At 64.0% G+C, this 16059-nt stretch carries 12 protein-coding genes and 3 pseudogenes; 2 read left to right on the top strand and 13 right to left on the bottom strand.

The features are described from left to right. Window positions 1-8 precede the first annotated feature (8 nt). The 13 genes and pseudogenes from acsF to bchF form a co-directional block, all read right to left on the bottom strand. Window positions 9-1145: a magnesium-protoporphyrin IX monomethyl ester (oxidative) cyclase gene (gene acsF, locus ACMHLQ_RS00580; RefSeq protein ID WP_415400652.1), complete on the bottom strand. Its 1137-nt coding sequence runs from the start codon at window positions 1143-1145 to the stop codon at window positions 9-11. Beyond that, the gene (locus tag ACMHLQ_RS00575; protein ID WP_415400651.1) at window positions 1142-1438 is read right to left on the bottom strand and encodes a hypothetical protein; all 297 of its coding nucleotides are present in this window, start codon (window positions 1436-1438) and stop codon (window positions 1142-1144) included. Before ACMHLQ_RS00575 ends, acsF begins: the two co-directional genes overlap by 4 nt. Window positions 1439-1459: 21 nt before the next feature. Beyond that, window positions 1460-1933: a photosynthetic complex assembly protein PuhC gene (puhC, locus tag ACMHLQ_RS00570; protein ID WP_415400650.1), complete on the bottom strand. Its 474-nt coding sequence runs from the start codon at window positions 1931-1933 to the stop codon at window positions 1460-1462. Between the two features lie 5 nt (window positions 1934-1938). Beyond that, window positions 1939-2571: a photosynthetic complex putative assembly protein PuhB gene (gene puhB, locus ACMHLQ_RS00565; RefSeq protein WP_415400649.1), complete on the bottom strand. Its 633-nt coding sequence runs from the start codon at window positions 2569-2571 to the stop codon at window positions 1939-1941. 74 nt (window positions 2572-2645) lie between these two features. Beyond that, window positions 2646-3416, bottom strand: coding sequence for a photosynthetic reaction center subunit H (gene puhA, locus ACMHLQ_RS00560; protein ID WP_415400648.1), 771 nt, complete (start codon window positions 3414-3416; stop codon window positions 2646-2648). Window positions 3417-3440: 24 nt separating this feature from the next. Further along, window positions 3441-4865, bottom strand: a complete 1425-nt coding sequence (locus tag ACMHLQ_RS00555) for a PucC family protein (protein ID WP_415400647.1) — start codon at window positions 4863-4865, stop codon at window positions 3441-3443. Then, the gene (gene bchM, locus ACMHLQ_RS00550; RefSeq protein WP_415400646.1) at window positions 4862-5605 is read right to left on the bottom strand and encodes a magnesium protoporphyrin IX methyltransferase; all 744 of its coding nucleotides are present in this window, start codon (window positions 5603-5605) and stop codon (window positions 4862-4864) included. Before bchM ends, ACMHLQ_RS00555 begins: the two co-directional genes overlap by 4 nt. After that, window positions 5602-6499 (bottom strand): annotated as a pseudogene (bchL, locus tag ACMHLQ_RS00545) (ferredoxin:protochlorophyllide reductase (ATP-dependent) iron-sulfur ATP-binding protein). Before bchL ends, bchM begins: the two are co-directional and overlap by 4 nt. A 91-nt stretch (window positions 6500-6590) precedes the next feature. Further along, window positions 6591-10151: a magnesium chelatase subunit H gene (locus ACMHLQ_RS00540; RefSeq protein WP_415400645.1), complete on the bottom strand. Its 3561-nt coding sequence runs from the start codon at window positions 10149-10151 to the stop codon at window positions 6591-6593. Beyond that, window positions 10141-10302, bottom strand: a pseudogene (locus ACMHLQ_RS00535) (ferredoxin:protochlorophyllide reductase (ATP-dependent) subunit B); the annotation flags it as partial. The pseudogene ACMHLQ_RS00535 and the gene ACMHLQ_RS00540, both read right to left, overlap by 11 nt. An 89-nt stretch (window positions 10303-10391) precedes the next feature. Continuing rightward, window positions 10392-11696: pseudogene (gene bchB / locus ACMHLQ_RS00530) on the bottom strand (ferredoxin:protochlorophyllide reductase (ATP-dependent) subunit B); the annotation flags it as partial. A 40-nt stretch (window positions 11697-11736) separates the two neighbouring features. Beyond that, window positions 11737-13020: a ferredoxin:protochlorophyllide reductase (ATP-dependent) subunit N gene (locus ACMHLQ_RS00525; RefSeq protein ID WP_415400644.1), complete on the bottom strand. Its 1284-nt coding sequence runs from the start codon at window positions 13018-13020 to the stop codon at window positions 11737-11739. Next, complete coding sequence (bchF, locus tag ACMHLQ_RS00520; protein WP_415400643.1) at window positions 13017-13517, bottom strand: 2-vinyl bacteriochlorophyllide hydratase; 501 nt, start codon at window positions 13515-13517, stop codon at window positions 13017-13019. The genes ACMHLQ_RS00525 and bchF overlap by 4 nt, the downstream gene beginning before the upstream one ends. 334 nt (window positions 13518-13851) lie before the next feature. Here bchF and ACMHLQ_RS00515 point away from each other — a divergent pair, with 334 nt between their 5' ends. Together ACMHLQ_RS00515 and ppsR are read left to right on the top strand one after the other, a co-directional pair. Then, a complete protein-coding gene (locus ACMHLQ_RS00515; protein ID WP_415400723.1) occupies window positions 13852-14610 on the top strand; it encodes a B12-binding domain-containing protein in 759 nt (252 codons plus the stop codon). Continuing rightward, entirely contained in the window at window positions 14607-16028 is a 1422-nt protein-coding gene (ppsR, locus tag ACMHLQ_RS00510; RefSeq protein ID WP_415400722.1) for a transcriptional regulator PpsR, read from the top strand. Before ACMHLQ_RS00515 ends, ppsR begins: the two co-directional genes overlap by 4 nt. Window positions 16029-16059 lie beyond the last annotated feature (31 nt).

Raw genomic sequence — 16059 nt, 5'->3', positions numbered from 1 at the left:
GGCTTGGGTCAATAGGCTGGCTCCAACCGCACGGACGCAGGTGCGGTGTGCTTTTTCGCCGGGATCGTGATCAGAGAAATGAACGCTGACACCGCGCGGATTTGCGCGCCCAGTTTCTTGAGACCCTTGGCCTGTGCCATGTCGGCATTGGCCTTTTGCAACCGTTCCAGCCCCGTCTGCCAGCGCGGATGGTCGATATCGAGCGTGATCGGAAAGATCTGTTGGCTGAGCTTGGAGGTCTTGGTGAACACCTCGTGCGCATACCAGTCGGGATCGACCCCAAGGGCCTTGTGAAAGGCCGGGCGCTGGTGGTCGCGCACATACATCGTGGAATAGACCGCCGTGAGGAAGAACTTGATCCAGTAGACGTTGACCCCGGAGGTCAGTTTCGGGTCGGTTTTCATCAGCAGGGCGAACGCCTCGCCATGGGAAAACTCGTCATTGCACCACTCTTCGAACCATTTGAAGATCGGGTGAAAGCGGTGTTCCGGATGCGCCTCGAGGTGGCGGAAGATCGTGATGTAGCGGGCATAGCCGATCTTTTCGCTGAGGTAGGTGGCGTAGTAGATGAACTTGGGCCGGAAATAGGTGTACTTTTTCTTCTGCGTCAGGAATCCGAGGTTCACCGCGATGCCGGCCTCGCGCAGGGCGTCGTTGATGAAGCCCGCATGCCGCGCCTCGTCCCGTGCCATCAGCTGGAACAGCTGGGTGATGTCCTTGTTGTTGCCGCGCCGCTTCATTTCCTTGTAAAGCACGCAGCCCGAAAATTCGGCGGTGCAGGAGCTAACGAGGAAGTCGATGAATTCCTTTTTGAGTTCTGGCTCCATCCCGTCCCAATCGACTTTGTCCCAGTCTTCGTTTTTCTTGAAATGCCCCTTGTTGGGGTCCGACACCATTTGCGCGATCAGGTCGTCCCAATCCTCGCGCACCGGCGAGACATCGATGGCGTCCATCTCGTCAAAGTCGGTGGTGTAAAAGCGCGGGGTCAGCAGCGTGTTCTGCATGGCCAGGTTGGTGGCGCTTTCGCTGTCTGTGACGGCTTGGGCCTCTTGCAGTTTCAGCGACTCTTCGGCGTCGGTGATGTCGGATGTGTGTTTGACCTGCGCGGTTGTTGCGCCGTCGGTATGTGTGTTTTGAACATTCATAGCGTCACCTCTTCGGAGAATGAGAATTCGCAGAGTTCCATGACTTCGAAATCGCCGGTGAGGCGCGTCCAAAGCCGTTCGAGGGCGGAGGCGCGAAAGATCACGGCCTCGCGGTCTTCGGTGACGATTTCACCGAAGGGGGCCATGATTTCGGGCCCTTTCACCTGCACTTCGTCGCCGGGATAGATCACGGCGCCGTTGTTGAACCGCACGTGGGCGTGCAGGCTTTCGAATTTGTGGCTGATTTCGACTGTGCACGGGGCACGTTCAACATCCTTTGTCAGTAATCCCATGAGGTGGCTTCCTTTCCGGGGTTAGGGGTGGTCCAGCAACCTGGCGAAGGTGCGGAGATTGTCGGAGCCAAAGCCCATGAGCTCGGCCGACCAGTTGGTTTCGGGGTCGTAGAGTGACAGGCGGTTGCCTTGCCTCAGACGCAACAGAACGGGGGCTGACGGGTCTGCGCCCACCTTGGCCCGTTCGCGGGCAATGACCCGCTCGACACCGGCGACAAAGCCGCCCTTGTCTGCGGGGAAGTCGGCGAGCAGGGCGCCATTGGCGTCCAGCACGCGGGCGGCACCGGAGGCGGCGCCAGAGAGGTAGATGGCCCGTTCCTGCAGGATCAGCGCCTCGGCCGGTGTCCCTTCGAGCGGGCGGTCGGTCAGTACGGCGACGGTGACCATCGACAGGATCACAACCAGCAGCGCCATGACGGCCCGCACGAGGATGCGGGGGACGAGTTCGTCTTCGTCTGCCTTGATCCGGACGCGGTGGATTTGGGTGTCGGACATGCGCTCTACTCCGCCGCGACTGCGTCAAGCGGTGCGGAGCGCGCCACCTGGGGCAGGTTGATTTGCGATTCCGCCGCCTCGGCCAGGATGCGCGCCGCTGTTTCTGCGTCCGCGATGCAGCGCAGGGCGGGTTGCGTGGTGCCAAAGCGCCAGGGCCGCGCGTGGGGCCAGATCACGAGGTAGCTGAATTTCGTCTTGCCCGTGATGTCGAGCGCGATTGTCCCGGTGCCATCCTTGCGCAGATCGAGTGCGGCGTTGCGCAATTCGCGGTAGGGCAGGTTCAGCGTGAGCGTCAGCGCTGCGCCGATGCGCATGGCCACGCGGGCATTGGTTATCGTGTAGACCGTGGCCCGCGCCTGGATCAGCGCGATCAGGTAGAGCAGTCCGCAGACCAGTGCCCCCAGCAACACCATGGGCACGGTTGCCCCGATGGCTTGCCCCAGCGGCAGCAGATCGGACACCGAGATGAACCGCCACGCGGTCAGCAGCACAAAGTACCCCGCCACCCAGTAGAGGTTCAGCGCGTCGCGTGCGAGCGCGAAGGTGGAGGGCCTGCCTTGCCACAGGATCTCTTCGCCCTCGGGCGGGCGTTCGGGAAGGCCCCGGATCGGTTCGACTGCAAAGTCATCATGGGACATGGCGCACTATCCCTCCTTGGGTGTCGTGGGGATCGCGCATGGGCCTTTTGCCTGCCCTGCGCGATCCGGTTGCATCAAAGCTGCGGTTCCTGACGGCTGGCATCGGCATAGAGGGTGCCGCCGCCGTAATAGCCGCAGATCTTGTCCTCTTCGAGAACGGTGACTTGAGTCGGGCTTGCGTGTTTGGGCACGGTGGCAAAGTGCTTGCCATAGAGGCTGCGCACCTTGACGTGGTCGGAGTTGATCCGCGCCATGGTCAGCGGCACAAGCCGGTTGCCGGTGCCCCATTTGGGGTCGAGCGTGTATTCGAGGTAGCGCACGAGCTGTTCGGGCTCGTCCACCCACATGTCGGTGATCTTGCCCACGACTTCCCCGTCGCCCGACATCACCGGCAGGCCGCGCGGGTCGCGCCCGGCGGCGTGTTTGAACGAGTCATTGGCCGACATCGGGATGATCTTGGGGTGCCCGTGCCCTGTCAGTTCCGGCGCGTCGCGGCGTGGCGCCCAAGAGGCGGGGCCAACCCCGTCGATCATCGGATCGCCCGTCGGTTCCAGCGGCATGCCGTTGGCAGGCGACGTCTGGCGCAGCGCAATATCGGCGCGTTCGGGGGCCTGGCCCGAGGGCACCGTCACCTCGCCCCGGCCATGGGGCAGCAGGAACGTCTTGTCCGAAGGCACGGGGAAGGGGCCCTGGTTGGCGGCCTCGGTCCCGTCGTCGTTTTCGAGCGGATAGCCCTCGCGCATGTTTTCGCGCTGGATATAGAAGATCAGCACGGCGAAGAAGACCCAGAAGAGCCAGATCGCAAGGCTCGCCAGATCGAATTCGCCGAAGAATGTCCCAGTCATGTCAGTTTTCCTTTCCTGGACAAGTCATGTGGGGAAGTCCGCCAGCCCCATGGGCTGCCGTTTCCCGGCTTGGGTGAGGGGAGCCGAAGTGCGCACGAGCGGTCCCAGGATGACGAGAGTGACGAACAAAAGGCCAATCTCTGTGTGATAGACGAAAGAGTATCCGGTGGCGGGCGTGTTCAGCGCCTCGCCCCAGGCGCCGGATTGGGCCACGGCCCCGATCCAGTCGCGCAAGGTGCCGCCCAAGGCGATGGCAAGCCCTGCCGCAGTCGCCTGCGCCGCGCCCCAGGCCCCCAGCGCGAGGCCGCGCCCGGCGGTGCCGCGTGCGGGCATGGTCATGGCGGCCGTCAGCGTGGAAACGGCAAAGAGGCCGCTGCCAAAGCCGATCAGCGTGGCGCCTGCGTAAAACAGACCGTTCGCCTGCATGGGCGCGGCAAAGATCACGAGGGAGAACGCCCAGATGCCGGCCAGAATGCCCCCACCCGCCAGCCGGTAGGGATTGGAGCCTGCCGCAAGGCGCTTGCCCGCCCAGATGAACCCGAACAGCGCGCCCGCCGCCCAAAGTGCGGTCAGCAGTGTCGTGGCCGAGACAGACAGCCCGAGGATTTCGCCGCCATAGGGTTCCAGCAGCACGTCCTGCATGTTGAAGGCCATGGTACCCACGAAGACGCACGCCAAGAGCCGCCCGGCCTGTCCGCCATCCATGTAATCGGCCCATGCCTCACGAAAGAGCGGGCGCGGTTCTGCCCGCTCGGCCTTGGTCATGGGCCGCACGCTTTCCTGCTTCCACAGGGCGACGAGGTTCAGCAGGACGCCGACAACGGCCGATCCCTGCACCACGCGGATCAGGGTCAAGTCACTGTAATTGCGAAGAAGTCCGCCGATGATCAGCGCCGAAATCCCCATGCCGATCAGGAACATCACATAGAGCAGGGCAACCACGCGGGGCCGCGTTTCATCCGTGGCGCGGTCGCTGGCCAGCGCCAGACCGGCGGTCTGTGTCATGTGCAGGCCAAGCCCGGTCATCAGGAAGGCAAGGGCGGCGAGGATCTCGCCCGCGAACGGCACCTCGTGATAGACATCGCCGCCCAGCACCAGCAGGGCAAAGGGCATGATCGCCAGCCCGCCAAACTGCCAGAGCGAGCCGAACCAGATATAGGGCACCCGTTTCCAGCCAATCGAGGATTTGTGCGTGTCCGAGCGGAACCCCAGCAGCGCGCGGAACGGCGCAATCAGCACCGGCAGCGCGATCATCACGGCAACGATCATCGCAGGCAGTGACAGCTCGACAATCATCACGCGGTTGAGCGTGCCCAGCAACATCACGCTGGCCATACCCACGGACACCTGGAACAGCGACAGGCGCAGCAGTTGCGCAATCGGCAGATCGTCCGAGGCGGCATCCGCAAAGGGCATGTATTTCAGCGAGAGTTGCTTGAGGTGGCTCATGCGCGCAGCTCCATCGCTTCGGAGATGTAAAAGCCGGAGGTGACACGCTCGACCGGGCGCAGCATGCGGCGCACGCCTTGGGCCTTGGCGGCGCGGGCCAGTTTGGGATGCGCATGCGGGATCATGACGGGCGAGCGGTCAGAGCGGGGGAACGCCTTGCCCGCATACCACATGGCCATCAGGGCCGGGGTGCGCGGCGCAACGGTAAAGATGATCGGGCCGCTGACCCGTTTTTCGAGCGCGGCCAGCGAAGTGCCGATATCGTCGGCGGTATAGTAGATCAGGCTGTCCATCGCGATCACGGCGTCGAACTGGCCCAGTTTCGGATCCAGCATGTCGCCTGCGTGGAAGGTGACCTGATTTTGCAGGTCATGGGGCAGGCGCAGTTGCGCGATGTCGATCAGTTGGGGCGAGATGTCCGCGGCAGTGACGGTCGCGCCCTGCCTGGCCAGTTCGATCGTGACCATGCCGGGGCCGCAACCCGCATCGAGCACCCGCGCGCCGCGCAGATCGTCGGGCAGGCGGCTCAGCATCAGGTCGCGCATACGGTCCCGGCCCGCGCGCACGGTCTCGCGAATCCGCGAGACGGGCGCGTCCGAGGTCAGACGCTCCCAAGTCTTGGTCGCGGTGCGGTCGAAATAGGTTTCGACCCGCGCACGGGTTTGGTCATAGCCCTTTTTGTCCGACCGTTTGGCGCGGTCGGGCAAGGAGGTGCTATGAGGGGCGGTGCGATCCATCAATCAAATCCAAGCAGTTCGAATATGTCGCGATCTTCCATGGGGGCCGGTGCGAGGCCCTCGGTTCCGTCGAAAAGCAGTTGCGCGAGGCGGATGTATTCGGCGCGGCAGCGCACGATGTCTTCCTCGTCATCCATCTCGAACAGCGTCTTTTTCTTGAGACGCGAGCGGCGGATGGCATCCACGTCGGGCATATGCGCGATGCGGTTGAAGCCGACGGTGTCGCAATAGCGGTCGACCTCGTTTGTTTCCTTGGATCGGTTGGCAACGCATCCGGCCAGGCGCACCTTGTAGTTCTTCGACTTGGCCTGCACGGCGGCGATGATCCGGTTCATCGCGTAGATGCTGTCGAAATCATTGGCAGTCACGATCAGGGCCCGGTCGGCGTGCTGGAGGGGGCGGCGAACCCGCCGCAGACCACATCGCCCAGCACGTCAAAGATCACGACGTCGGTCTCTTCCAGCAGGTGGTGCTGTTTCAGCAGTTTGACCGTCTGGCCCACCACATAGCCGCCACAGCCTGTCCCCGCAGGGGGCCGCCCGCCTCGACGCATTTCACGCCGTTGAACCCGTCGGAGACGAAATCTTCGGGGCGCAGCTCTTCGGGGTGGAAATCGACCTCTTTCAGGATGTCGATCACGGTGGGTTGCAGCATCCCCGTGAGGGTGAAGGTGCTGTCATGTTTCGGGTCGCAGCCGATCTGGAGCACGCGCTTGCCCAGCATGGAAAAGGCCGCCGAGAGGTTGGACGAGGTGGTCGATTTGCCGATCCCGCCCTTGCCGTAGACGGAAAAGACCTTGGCCCCTTCGATCTTGGCGTCGGCATCCTGGTGCACCTGCACCGATCCTTCACCATCCTGACCGCGCAAGGCGGGGGGTTGTCTGTCGAGTGGGCTCATGTGGCCCTCCTTTCCAGAAGGGTGACTGGCCCTTCATTGTTCCAAAAATATGCCCGCCGGAGGCTCCTACGTACGATCTGGGTCAAACGGGTCATTCAGCAGCGATCCCTTCCAGCTTGTCCTCGAGTGCGTCGGCGGCGTCTTGCAATGCGGCCAGCGTGTCGGCATCGGGCGCCCAGTAGTTCCGGTCGGAGGCTTCCAGCAGGCGGTTGGCCATACGGCTTGAGGCGGTGGGGTTGAGGTCGGCAATGCGCTGGCGCATCTCGTCATCCAGCACGAACGTTTCGGAAATCCGCTGATAGACCCATTCGTCGACCTGCCCGGTGGTGGCCGACCAGCCGACGGTATTGGTCACATGCGCCTCGATCTGGCGCACGCCTTCGGCGCCGTGCTTCAACAGCCCTTCAAAGAATTTCGGGTTCAGCGCGCGGCTGCGGGTTTCCAGCGCGACCTGGTCGCGCAGCGTGCGCACCTTGCCCGCGCCCCGCGTCTGGTCGCCGATATAGACGGCTGCTTCGGACCCGCGGGCGCGTTTCACCGCGCGGGCAATGCCGCCCAGCGTGTCGAAATAGTGATCGACGCTCGTCACACCCAATTCGACCGATTCAAGGTTCTGGTAGGCGACTTCCACATCCGCCAGCGCCTTTTGCAGCAGGGCGGGGTTGGCGGCCGACTTGCCGTCGACCCCGTAGGCAAAGCTCTTGCGGTTCTCATAGGCGTCCGCCAGCTCGTCCTCGTCTCCGAAGGCGGAACTGTCGACCAGCTGGTTCACGTTCGACCCATAGGCCCCTTCGGCGTTGGAGAAGACGCGCAGCGCGGCGGTGGCCAGATCGACGCCTTGCGCCTCTGCATAGGCTAGCGCGTGGGCGCGGATGTAGTTCTGATCGAGCGGCTCATCGGCTTCGGCGCATTTCAGCGCCGCCTCGGCCAGCATGCGGGTTTGTAGGGGCAACAGGTCGCGGAAGATGCCCGAGAGGGTCATGATCACGTCGATCCGTGGGCGCCCAAGCTCGGCCAGCGGGATCAGGTCCGCCCCGGCCAGACGGCCAAAGCTGTCGAACCTCGGCGTGCAGCCCATCAAGGCCAGCGCCTGTGCAATCGGCCCGCCATCGGACTTGATGTTGTCCGACCCCCAAAGCACCAGCGCGATCGAGCGGGGCAGGGTGGGGTGCGTGTCGAGCAGCAGTTGCGCCTGTTTCGCGCCGTCGCGGCAGGCAAAGGCCGTGGGCATGCGGAACGGGTCAAAGGCGTGGATGTTGCGGCCCGTGGGCAGGATCTCGGTCGAGCGGATCAGATCACCACCGGGCACGGGACGGATGTAGCGGGCATCAAGCGCCGTCATCAGCGCGCCCAGCTCGGTTTCCTGCTGCAACATCTCGTCCACGCGGGCGCGGGCCTCGTCGTCGGCATGGGGCATCACGCCCAGATACTCGGCACGCTGCGTGTCCGTGAGCGTGTCGCCCACAACGTGTAGGCCGTCCGGGATCAGCGCGTCCTCGGTTTCGAGCAGTTTCAGCCACAGCGCATCGGCGGACACACCGCTCATATCGACCGCTTCGGCCTGTTCGCCGATCAGCGCCTCGATCTCGACGCGGGCAGGGTCATCTGTGCCCATCTCGCGCCAGCGGGTCAGGGAATCCTTCAACTCCGCCAGCCCTTTGTAGAGCCCCGATTGCGCCAAGGGTGGCGTCAGATGCGTGATGGTCACCGCGTTCGAGCGGCGCTTGGCCAGCGACGCCTCGGACGGGTTGTTGGCAGCATAGAGGTAGATGTTGGGCATCTCGCCGATCAGGCGGTCTGGCCAGTCCTGCCCGCCAACACCGGCCTGTTTGCCCGGCATGAATTCCAGCGCGCCATGCATGCCGAAATGCAGGACCGCATCGGCGCCAAAGCTGTTGCGCAGCCAGAGGTAGAAGGTGGTGAAGGCATGGGTCGGGGCGAACCCTTTCTCGAAGAGCAGGCGCATTGGGTCGCCCTCGTAGCCAAAGGCAGGCTGCACACCGACAAAGATGTTGCCGAGGTCCGCGCCCAGCACAAAGACACCGCGCCCGTCGGACTGGATGCGCCCGGGGGCCGGGCCCCACACGGCCTCGACCTCAGCCAGATGGGGGGCGGTGCGCACGATGGTGTCGGCGTCCACATGGGCGGCCACATTGGCCTGTTGCCCGTATTGGGCGGCGTTGCCCTCGATCACCTGGGCGCGCAGGGCGTCCACCGATGCAGGAACATCGACGGAATAACCGCGCGCCTTCATCTCGTGCAACGTATTGAAAAGGCTTTGGAAAACGGACAGGTAGGCGGCTGTGCCCACGGCCCCCGCATTGGGCGGGAAGCCGAAGAGGACAATCGCCACCTTCTTGTCGGCGTTCGCCTTGCGCCGCAGGGTGGCGAGGCGTTGGGTCTTTTCGGCAAGGCTGTCGATGCGTTCGAGGCAGGGCACCATGGCCTTGGGCTCGATCCCGGCCCGGCAGCTTTGGCCGCATCCCGCGCAGCCCTCTGGCCCCAGACGCCCGCCAAAGACGGTGGGGCAGGCGGCCCCGTCCAGTTCGGGCAGGGCGACAAGCATCGTGGTTTCGATGGGGCCCAGACCGCCACTGCTGGCGGCCCATTGGCCCAGGGTCTGGAATTCCAGCGAATGGGCGGCAAGGTAGGGCACATCGAGCGCGGCCAGCATGTCGATGGCGGCGACGTTGTCGTTATAGGCCGGCCCGCCGACAAGGGAGAAGCCGGTGAGCGACACGAGCGCGTCGACCTGACCGATGAAATAGGTCTCGACCGCCGGCCGGGCATCAAGGCCACCGGCAAAGGCGGGCAGCACCCGCATGCCGCGCGCCTCGAACGCGCGGATCACGCCGTCGTAATGGGCCGTATCCCCGGCCAGAACGTAAGACCGCAGCATGACGAGGCCCACCGTGATCGCAGCCCCTTTGGGCCCGGGAACATCGGCGGGGTCGGTGGTGATGCGCTGGGGCAGGTCGGGGTGGTAGAGCCCGGTGTCGGGATAGTCGATGGGGGCCGCTGCCTCGGGCGCATCGGCCCAGCCGGTGTCAGTGGCATAGCGGTTGAGCAGGAACTGGATCATCGCCCGCACATTGTCGTCGGACCCCCCCAGCCAGTATTGCATGACCAGGAACCAGGCCCGCAGGTCCTGCGCCTTGCCGGGGATGAATTTCAGGATCTTGGGCAGGCGGCGCAGCATCGCCATCTTCTTGGCGCCGCTTTCGGTGGAGGGTTTGGACGACCCGCGCAGCCGTTTCATCAGCTTGCCCATGGTCGAGGGCGGGGCCTGCATATCAAGCGTGCCCATGCGGGTCAGCTTGACCACCTCGGCATCGGCCACGACGCCGATCATGGCGTCGCAGTGATCGCGCCGCGCCTTTAGGGCGGGCAGGATGCGCGCCACGTGTTCCTCAAGGAACAGCAGGTTGGCGATTACGATATCGGCGTGTTGCACCGCCTCTTCGGCGGCCTCGAACGTGCCGGGGGTTTCGCCCCATTCGGCGGCGGCGTGGATTTGCAGATCAAGGCCCGGGTAGTCGGCGGTCAACGCCTCCATCGCGCGCTGCGCAGGGCCCGCGGCATGGCTGTCCAGCGTGATGATGACCACGCGGTAGCCGGGCAGACGCCCTGTTATGCCAGTTTCATCGCGCAAAATGGGCCTTCGCTTCGTACAGGGTGTCGACGGAGATTTGGGCGACGCCGCGTTCTGCGGCAAAGCTCTCGGTGTTGCGGCGCGCCTTGCCCCGGACAAAGAAGGGGATCTTTTTCAGCTCCCGCTCTGCATCATCGAGCCAGATGACCTCGGCTGTGCCGATTTGCTCCTTCATCTTGCCAGACAAACTCCGGGGGGTCTGGGGGCTGGCCCCCCTGCATCGGTCGGGTTTGGCGCGTGGCCGCCATGGTGCGAGGGGCCTGCCGCGTCGTGGAATTCGAAATCCTCGCGGAACATGTGCAGCAGGTGCTCTTCCAGCCCCATGACCAGCGGGTGCACCCATGTGTCAAAGAGCACATTGGCGCCCTCGATCCCCATCTGGGGGGAATAGCGCGCGGGGAAGTCCTGCACGTGGACGGGGGCCGAGATGACGGCGCAGGGGATGCCGAGCCGCTTGCCGATATGGCGTTCCATCTGGGTGCCGAGGATCATCTCGGGTTGCAGCGCCTCGATCACGCGCTCGACCTCGAGATAGTCGTCGGTGATGGTCGCGGTGATCCCGTAGTCCTTGGCCAGCGCGCGCACGGGGCGGGCCATTTCGCGGTTGTAACAGCCCATGCCGACGACGTCGAAACCCATCTCGTCCCGCGCCACGCGGGCCGCAGCCAGCACGTGGGTGCCGTCGCCAAAGAGGAACACGCGCTTACCCGTCAGGTACGTGCTGTCCACGGATTTGGAGTACCAGGGCAGGCGCAGGCGGGAGGTGTCGAGATAGGCGTCACGCCCGGTGATTGCGGCCACTTCGTCAATGAAATCGCGGGTGGCGCCGACGCCGATGGGCACTGTTTTGGTGTAGGGCTGGTCGAGTTCGCGCTGCATCCAGCGCGCGGCACTTTCAGCGGTTTCGGGATACATCAACACGTTGAAATGCGCCGCCCCCATAAGGGCGATATCGGCGGGGGTCGCGGTCATCGGGGCGACCACGTTCACGCTGATCCCCATGTCCGACAGCAGCGCGGTGACTTCCTGGATGTCGTCGCGGTGACGAAAGCCGAGGGCCGTGGGGCCGATCAGGTTCGCGGTGATCTGTTTCGTGCGTTCCATCGGCTTGGCCAGCGTCTTGACGATCTGGAAGAACGTCTCGTCCGCGCCGAAGTTTTCCTTGCGCTGGTAGCTGGGCAGTTCCAGCGGGATCACCGGCACGGGCAGGCCCATGGTTTCGGCCATGCCGCCAGGGTCGTCCTGGATCAGCTCGGCCGTGCAGGAGGCCCCGACGATGATCGCCTGCGGCTGAAACCGGTCATAGGCGTCTTGCGCCGCCGTCTTGAACAGGTTGGCCGTGTCGGCCCCGAGATCGCGGGCCTGGAAGGTGGTGTAGGTCACCGGCGGGCGGTGGTCGCGCCGCTCGATCATGGTGAACAGCAGGTCGGCATAGGTGTCGCCCTGCGGCGCGTGCAGCACATAGTGCAGGCCGCGCATGCCTGTGGCGACGCGCATGGCGCCGACATGGGGCGGGCCCTCATATGTCCAGACGGTGAGCTTCATGTGCAGCCGTCCATTTGCATATTTTTGGAACAATGAAGGGTCATGTCGCCTCCAGTTTCAGGAGGTCGGCGCGGCGGATGGGGCGGGAGAAGAGGCCCGCGAGGTCGCCGGCCTGTTCGTAGAAGTGCACGGGCGTGAACACCAGTTCGATGGCCCATTTGGTGGCGAGCCCTTCGGCCTCAAGCGGGTTGGCGAGGCCGAGGCCGCAGACCGTGAGGTCGGGTTTGGCCGCCTTGGCGCGGTCGAGTTGCAGATCGACGTCCTGCCCTTCGGAGATGGTGGGCCCTGCGGTCAGCAGGTCGAGGTCGGGCCCGACGATGCCTTTGTGGATGAAGGGGGCGCTCACCTCGATCGCCTCCATCCCGCATTCGCGGGTCAGGAAGCGGGCCAGCGGGATTTCGAGCTGGCTGTCGGGGAAGAAGAAGATCGATTTGCCGTTGAGCGCCTCGGACGCTTGGGCGATGGCCTTGCGGGCACGGGCGCGCGGGGCTGCGGTGACCTGTTCGAAAAGGTCGGGGGACACGCCGAATTCTGCGGCGATGGCGGCGAGCCACTGGGTTGTGCCCTCTTCGCCGAAGGGGAAGGGCGCGGGCAAGTGGCGTGCCCCGGCCCGTGTGAGCGCGTCATGGGTGTCGCCGAGAAAGGGTTGGGTCAGAGCGTAGACGGTGTTTTCGCCAACGCCGAGGTCATCCGTGGCGCGGGGCGCGGGCAGCACCCGGATCGGGCCAATGCCCATCGCCTCCAAAAGGCCGATGGCCTGTTCCTCGACCACATCCGGCAAGGCGCCGACAAGGAGGAGTTGGCGTTCGTCCGTTTTGGGCAGGACGGGCACCATGGAGGCCAGACATGCGTCTTCGCCCTGAGTAAAGGTCGTTTCGATGCCGGAACCGGAGAAGTTCAGCACGCGCACATGGGGTGCGTGCGTCTGGCTCATACGCTCGGCGGCCTTGGCCAGGTCCAGCTTGATCACCTCTGAGGGGCAGGAGCCGACGAGGAAAAGCTGCTTGATATCGGGGCGGCGCGCCAGCAGTTCGTTCACCACCTTGTCGAGTTCGTCCTGCGCATCGGCGAGGCCTGCGAGGTCGGTTTCCTCGAGAATCGCCGTGCCAAAGCGCGGTTCGGCAAAAATCATCACACCGGCAGCGGATTGCAGCAGATGGGCGCAAGTGCGCGACCCGATGACGAGGAAGAACGCATCCTGCATCTTGCGGTGCAGCCAGATGATTCCGGTCAGACCGCAGAACACCTCGCGTTGGCCGCGCTGTTTGAGAATCGGCGTATCGCGGCAACCGCCCTGGGCGGGAAGGCGTGGGAGTTCGGTCATGCGGCGGCCCCTTGAGTGGTGGCGGCCTGCAATCGGGCGGCGCGCAATTTCAGGATGAACTGGGCCGCGTTGATCACGTAGGCCGCGTAGGCCGCCAGCGCCAGCCACATTAACGGAACCGGGTCCAGCGCGCCGGAAAACAGCGCCCAGAGATAGGCGGTGTGCAGCCCGATCACGAGGAAGGAAAACACGTCTTCCCAGAAGAAGGCGGGCGCGAGAAGGTACTGACCAAAAACGACTTTTTCCCAGATCGCGCCGGTGACCATGATCAGGTAGAGCACCCCCGTCTTGAGCACGATGGACCAGGTTGCCACCTCGTATCCCGCACCCGTCCAGAGGTAGCGCAGCACGAAGCCGAGCGAGACCAGAAAGACCACGAATTGCACAGGCGCCAGCACGCCCTGAACCGGGGTCCAGATCGTTGCATCACGCCGCGCGCGTTCTTCGGGGGTGTAAAGACCGGCCGGTGCATGATGGGGGTGTGTCCGGGTGGACATGTGCAGAAAGCCTCTCCCTTGGCGGTATGTAACGAAACTATTGCTCAGAGGGGAAAAGTGTCAATTAAAAGTTACAGTCTGTCTGTCAGGACGATTGGCAAATTGCGCTGGCCATCCGACCGCTGATTTGCCACAAAGCACTTGTTTTCAGTTGTTAATTGATCTGACGCTGGAAACACTCGGCGTTTGGCCGCTCTTGAACTGTCAAATTCAGTTGACATTTAGGGTGCTGAGGCAGAGAATTTCAGGCGTATCCGCGACTCTGACGCGCCAGAGTCGTTCGTTACGTTGTAACGGGACGAGGTTTTGAATGGCGCAAGACGATCCATACGGAATGGCACGCTCTTCCCTTGAGCCTGCAGCGGACCTGTCTCCGCTGGCGGCCCAGGTGATCACGATGCTGTGCGAGCGCCAGACGGTGAGTGCCGCTGGAGCGCGCCAGATTGCCGTGGATTATCTGGTGCGCGCGGTTGTGGCGTCTGGCCCGTTCGATCCGGTGCGTGTGCTGGACGAGCTGCGCGGGTTCCGTCTGACGCTGGATGCGGTCATCGACCTTTATATTCCACAGGCTGCCGAGTGTCTGGGCGAGATGTGGCTGAGTTCGGACATGGATTTTGCCGGTGTGACGGTTGGCGCCCTGCGCCTGCAGGCCCTGCTGGCCGAGGCCTCGCTGGGCTTGTCGCGCGTTGGGCATGTGCCCGACGGTGCGCTGCATGCGCTGGTGGTGGTGCATGAGGGCGAGCAGCATTTCCTGGGTGCCAGCGTGGTTGCCGCGCAATTGCGCCGTCTGGGCTGCGAAGTCAGCCTGTCGATCAACGAGACGCCGCGCCAGATCGTGTCGCGTGTCGTGTGCGATCAGCCGGACATGGTGCTGTTGTCCTGTTCACGGATTGCTGTGCTTGAAACTGCCACCAGAACCGTTAAAAAGATTAGATCGTCTGTCGATCCGGCGCCTGTCATTGCATTGGGCGGGCCGATCCGTGGGAATGCAGATGGGATACGCGATAAAACAGGCGTCGATCTTGTGACAAACACAGCAACAGATGTTGTCGGCTTCTGCACGAAGCGCCAAAAAGCGTTGGGCCGGAGATGACAACCGGCGGCAGTAGTTTCTGGTCAAGCGGCGCCGTGCCGCTGATCGAACCGCAATTCCTGAGCAGCATCATTGCCGCGGCGTCCGACATTGCGCTTGTGGTGTCTGCCGAGGGCACGATCCTGTCGGTGCTGATCAACAAGCAGGATGACAGTTTCGGCAATCTCAAGCATTGGGAGACCCGCCCGGTTGTCGAGTTCCTGACCGAAGAGAGCATTGGCAAGTTCCAGCAGGCCCATGCGGCCTATCTGGCGGGCTCCGTGCCCAAGAAGCCGCTGGAACTGAACCATTCCGACAATGCGGTGTGGCAGTATCCCGTGCGCTACACCTTCCATCGCTTTGGCCAGGAGAACGCCGTTTTGCTGTTGGGCCGCGACTTGCGCCCCATTGCGGAGACGCAGCAGCAGCTGGTGCAGGCGCAGATCGCGCTTGAGCAGGGCTATGAGGCGCGCCGCGAGTTCGACACGCGCTACCGCGTGGTCATGGGCCATGTGGAGGATGCCGTTGTCTTTGTGTCCGCCCAGACGGGTCGTGTCGAGGATGCCAATGACCGTGCGGCGGCCCTGTTGGGTCTCAAGCCCGAGGCCCTGGCCGGTGCGACCTTTGCCAGCCTGTTTTCGGACCGTTCGGGCGGTGAGCTGACCGAAAGCCTGATGAACGCGACCCTGTCGGAGGATGCAGGCCCCGTCACGGTGCGCGCCACGCGCACCCGTCAGACATTGGCCGTGCACCCCGTTGTATTCCGCGCCGCCGGGCAGCGGGTGTTGATGTGTCGCCTGATTGGCGAGGATGCGGCCGCTGCGGCCCAGCCCGACGCCTCGGCCAGTCACGCCATCAGCCTGTTTCGCACGACGTCCGATTCCATCGTGTTCATGGACCCGCGCGGCACTGTCCTGTCCGTCAATGACGCCTTCCTCGACCTTGTTGGCGCCGCCCATCTGAGCGACATCGTCGGTGCTTCGCTCGCCGATTTCATGGCCCGTGGTCAGATCGACATGGGTGTGCTGCTGGACAATGCCGCCAAGGCGGGCCAGATGCGTGTCTATGCGACCCGTCTGGTCAATGATCTGGGGGCGCGCATTCCGGTCGAGGTGTCCGCGACCCGCCTGGAAGACCCCGAGAACCCCGCCGTTGCCCTGATCCTGCGCGATGTCAGTCGTCTTGAGGCTGTGCGCAAGGCCGATACCGGCGGTGAGACGCTGCCCGATCCGGGCCGCAACGTGATGGACCTTGTCGGTTCTGCCTCGCTCAAGGAGATCGTGGCCGAGACCACGGATGTCGTTGAAAAGATGTGCATCGAGACGGCGGTGAACCTGACCCGCAACAACCGTGTGGCCGCCGCCGAGATGCTGGGCCTGTCGCGTCAGTCGCTGTATGTGAAGCTCCGCAAATTCGGGTTGCTCAGCAAGGACGGCTGAGGGCCGTCACCCTTGCACCGACTCAAAGTGT

It is taken from the genome of Tateyamaria algicola (assembly GCF_047715485.1).
Lineage (GTDB): Bacteria > Pseudomonadota > Alphaproteobacteria > Rhodobacterales > Rhodobacteraceae > Tateyamaria.
The sequence above is the reverse complement of the archived record's forward strand: the minus strand, read 5'-3'. Positions and strand labels throughout refer to the sequence as shown.